This is a genomic window from Marivita sp. (assembly GCF_017643905.1).
Taxonomy (GTDB): Bacteria; Pseudomonadota; Alphaproteobacteria; order Rhodobacterales; family Rhodobacteraceae; genus Marivita.
In genome coordinates this window covers 1-3,511 of sequence record NZ_JAEPMO010000255.1, presented here as the reverse complement: position 1 = coordinate 3,511, position 3,511 = coordinate 1, and the positions used below count along the sequence as shown (strand labels likewise).

At 62.8% G+C, this 3,511-nt stretch carries 4 protein-coding genes and 1 pseudogene; all 5 read left to right on the top strand.

All coding sequences use genetic code 11. The features are described 5' to 3' along the window. Positions 1 to 376 (top strand): ABC transporter permease subunit (locus tag JJ869_RS22805; RefSeq protein ID WP_292271148.1); only part of this gene is annotated, 376 nt, incomplete at its 5' end. Continuing rightward, on the top strand, positions 373 to 1,254 hold the full coding sequence (locus tag JJ869_RS22800) for a polysaccharide deacetylase family protein (protein ID WP_292271146.1): 882 nt from the start codon (positions 373 to 375) through the stop codon (positions 1,252 to 1,254). The genes JJ869_RS22805 and JJ869_RS22800, both read left to right, overlap by 4 nt. Further along, positions 1,251 to 2,585, top strand: coding sequence for an amidase (locus tag JJ869_RS22795; protein WP_292271144.1), 1,335 nt, complete (start codon positions 1,251 to 1,253; stop codon positions 2,583 to 2,585). Before JJ869_RS22800 ends, JJ869_RS22795 begins: the two co-directional genes overlap by 4 nt. Next, positions 2,585 to 3,322, top strand: coding sequence for an aspartate/glutamate racemase family protein (locus tag JJ869_RS22790; RefSeq protein WP_292271141.1), 738 nt, complete (start codon positions 2,585 to 2,587; stop codon positions 3,320 to 3,322). Before JJ869_RS22795 ends, JJ869_RS22790 begins: the two co-directional genes overlap by 1 nt. A gap of 3 nt (positions 3,323 to 3,325) precedes the next feature. Then, positions 3,326 to 3,511, top strand: a pseudogene (locus JJ869_RS22785) (dihydropyrimidinase); the annotation flags it as partial.

Sequence of the window (3,511 nt, the reverse complement as noted above, 5' to 3'; positions counted from 1 at the left end):
CGTGATCACCCTGCCCTTCGTGATGCGCACCTTGCTGGCGTCGATGTCGGCGTTCGATTTCTCGCTGGTAGACGCCGCGCGAACGCTGGGTCTGTCCTACCCCAAGGCCATTCTCAAGGTGCTTGTGCCCAATCTGGCCCCCGCCTACCTGACCGGCGGCCTGTTCGCCTTTCTAGCGTCGATGGACAATTACCCAATCTCCATTTTCCTGACGGACGCCCGCAATAAGACGCTGCCGATCAAGATGCTCCAATACCTTGAGGAACAGCCAGATCCTTCGCTTGCGGCCATGTCCTCGGGCCTGATCCTGATGGCCGTCATCGCCTTGGTCGTCGGCGCACGGACCGTAGGCCTCAACCGGATGATCCAGGGATGAGGCGCGATCTGAAGGGATATTTCGGCGCAGAACCCGCGCCGTGCTGGCCGGATGACGCAAGGCTGGCCGTGTCCTTTGTCGTGAATGTCGAGGAAGGCGCGGAGTTGTCCATCGGTGACGGGGACGAGCGCAACGAAGCGCGCTACGAGTCCGTCGAAGAGGTGAAAGGCGCGCCGGACCCCTGTATGGAAAGCCACTTCGGCTATGGCCCGCGTCAGGGGTACAAGCGGATCGCTGACGCATTCGACCATCACAGCGTCAAGGCCACCTTCTCAACCTGCGGACGCGCTGCGGAACGCACACCCTGGCTGATCCAAGATCTGGTCGCGCGCGGGCACGAGGTGTCCTGCCACGGCTGGCGCTGGGAAACCCATGCGGGCTGGGACCCCGATAAAGAACGCGCAGTGATTGCCAGAACCCACGCCACCCTGACCGAAATTGCTGGCGTCGCGCCGGTTGGCTGGCACACCCGCTCGGCCACCTCGCCGCATACCCGTGCGTTGCTGATGGAACATGGCGGCTTTACCTATGACAGCAACGCCTATGACGACGACATCCCCTATTTGGAGGGTAGCCATGTCGTGCTGCCTTATGCGTTTGACACCAATGACATGCGGTTCTCGCCGGGTGGCGGGTTCGTTCAGGCGCGGGACTTTTCCGACTACGTGATCGCCGGGTTCGACCGGCTGTATGCCGAGGGCGCAAACGCCGCGCGGATGATGTCCATCGGTTTGCATCTGCGGATCATCGGTCGTCCAGCACGCATCGGCGGGTTGGAGACAGTTCTGTCCCATATCGCGGGCACGCCCGGCGTTTGGATCGCGCCACGTCGTGACATTGCCCGCCATTGGGCCGCACAGCATGGAGAGATGACATGAGCGCGCTTGACCTGACCGCCCGCGATCTGGCCGCCGCAGTCCGCCGCGGTGACATCACGCCAGCGGCGATCGTCGCGGAAACGCTGGCCCGCGCAGCAGAGCGCAATCCCGCGATCAACGCCATCTGCCACATGAACCCCGATTTCGAAGCCGAGGCCGACCGCGTGACGCAGCGCCTTTCAGCCGGGGAAAACCTGCCGCTGGCCGGAGTGCCTGTGCTGATCAAGGACAATATCTGGGTAAAAGGCTTGCGGGTGTCGCAGGGATCGCGGCTTTTTGCAGATCACATTGCGCCCGAGGATGCTGAATCCGTGCGCCGTCTGCGCACCGCCGGAGCGATGATCCTGGGCATTGCAACCTGTTCTGAGTTTGGTTGCAAGGGCGCCACCAATTCCCCGCATCACGGCATCACACGCAATCCAGTGGACCTGACACTGGGTCCGGGTGGATCGTCCGGCGGGTCAGTCGCGGCGGTGGCTGCGGGAATCGTACCGCTTGCCCTTGGCACCGATGCAGGCGGGTCAAGCCGCCGCCCCCCGGCCCACACAGGTCTGTGCGGGATGAAACCGACCTATGATCTCATCCCCTACGGCCCGAGCTTTCCGGAACCGGTTTGGGGCATATCGGTGATCTGCCCCATCGCCCGCAATATGGGGGATATTGCACTCGCGATGGAGGTCATGGCTGGCGTCCACGCAGCCGCACCAGACACGCTCCGCATCGCGGCCAGCCCCGATTTCGGGACGGGACAGGTGGTCGAACCGGATGTCGCCCGGAACTTTTCTGAGGTGATGCAGGCGATTGGCCAAGCAGGCATAACGGTTCAGTCGGCAGAGATCGACTGGGGCGGCATTAAGGGGCACGATATCCTTCCGCTTCAATTCGCGGGCCTTGCGCAAGCCTATGGCCACGTGTGGCGCGACACGCCCGACATCTTCGATCCGATAATCGCCAAACAGATCGAAACCGGGCTTTCACTGACTGGCGTCGATGTCGCCGCTGCACACCAAACTTCTTACAGAATGCGCTCGGTTCTGCGTGCGGCGCTGGACCGTTACGGGATCATCGCGACCCCAACCACGCCCTGCCCGGCATGGCCTGCTGAATTGTCCGCCCCTGAAACCATCGCAGGTCAACCTGCTGGCCCCCGCGACCATGCCGCCTTCACCCCGCAGGTGAACCACGCCGGAGTGCCAGCTCTGTCTCTGCCCTGCGGCGTCGATGGAAACGGATTGCCGCTGGGCCTGCAATTGATCGCGCCTGCTGGGCAAGACGGCGCATTGATCGGCGCGGCGCAACTTCTGGAATCTCTGCTGAAGGACATCGCCTGATGCGTCTGCTCATGATCAACCCCAACATGACCGAAGCGATGACCGGACCAATGGCGCGCGTGGCGCAAGACCTTGCGGGTGAAGCTGCCGAGATCGTCGCGCTGACTGCAGCGCAGGGCTTTCCCTATATCTCATCGCGCGCCGAAGCCCAGATTGCCGGAGCGCATGTCCTTGAAATGATTGCGGATCATCATGACAGCGTTGACGCCGTCATCGTTGCGGCCTTTGGCGACCCTGGTCTGGTCGCTGCCCGCGAATTGTTCAACCTTCCCGTGGTGGGCATGGCCGAAGCGGCGATCATGACCGCCGCGATGCTGGGTGACCGCTTTTCGGTAGTCACGTTCTCTCCGCATATGGCGCGGTGGTACACGGATTGCGTCCGTCAGACCGGTTTGGAGGCGCGCTTTACAGGTGTGAGATGCCCCAAGATTGCGCCTGCCTCGGTCGACAATGTGGCAACCGAGTTGCGATCCGACCTGATCGAGCTGGTCGGCCAAGCCACATCCGCAGACGGAGCAGATGTTGTGATCCTTGGCGGTGCGCCCTTGGCAGGACTGGCAAAGGACATCGCAAACGAGGTCGATGGGTTACTGATCGATCCCATCGCTGCCGCCACAGCGCAGGCGATGAGCCTCGTGCGCCTTGCCCCGGCCTATGGCCAGCGCGTGGCGAGACCGGCGGCAAAGCCCTCCAAAGGCCTGTCACCCGCCCTTGCCAGCATCATCGCAGGAGAATGACCCATGACCCATGATCTGGTGATCAAAGGCGCGTGTGTGGTGACTGCCAGCGGCACAACCCACTGCGAGATCGGCATCAAAGGCGGCGTGATTGCAACCTTGGGCCATGACCTCGCCGGGACCGAGGTGATCGACGCCACCGGGCTGATCGCCCTGCCCGGCGGGATCGACAGCCATGTCCATATCTCT

Excerpts from the sequence above, each read along its gene's own strand:
- JJ869_RS22790 (WP_292271141.1), top strand. The coding sequence starts at position 2,585 with ATGCGTCTGCTCATGATCAACCCCAACATGACCGAAGCGATGACCGGA.
- JJ869_RS22800 (WP_292271146.1), top strand. The coding sequence starts at position 373 with ATGAGGCGCGATCTGAAGGGATATTTCGGCGCAGAACCCGCGCCGTGC.
- JJ869_RS22795 (WP_292271144.1), top strand. The coding sequence starts at position 1,251 with ATGAGCGCGCTTGACCTGACCGCCCGCGATCTGGCCGCCGCAGTCCGC.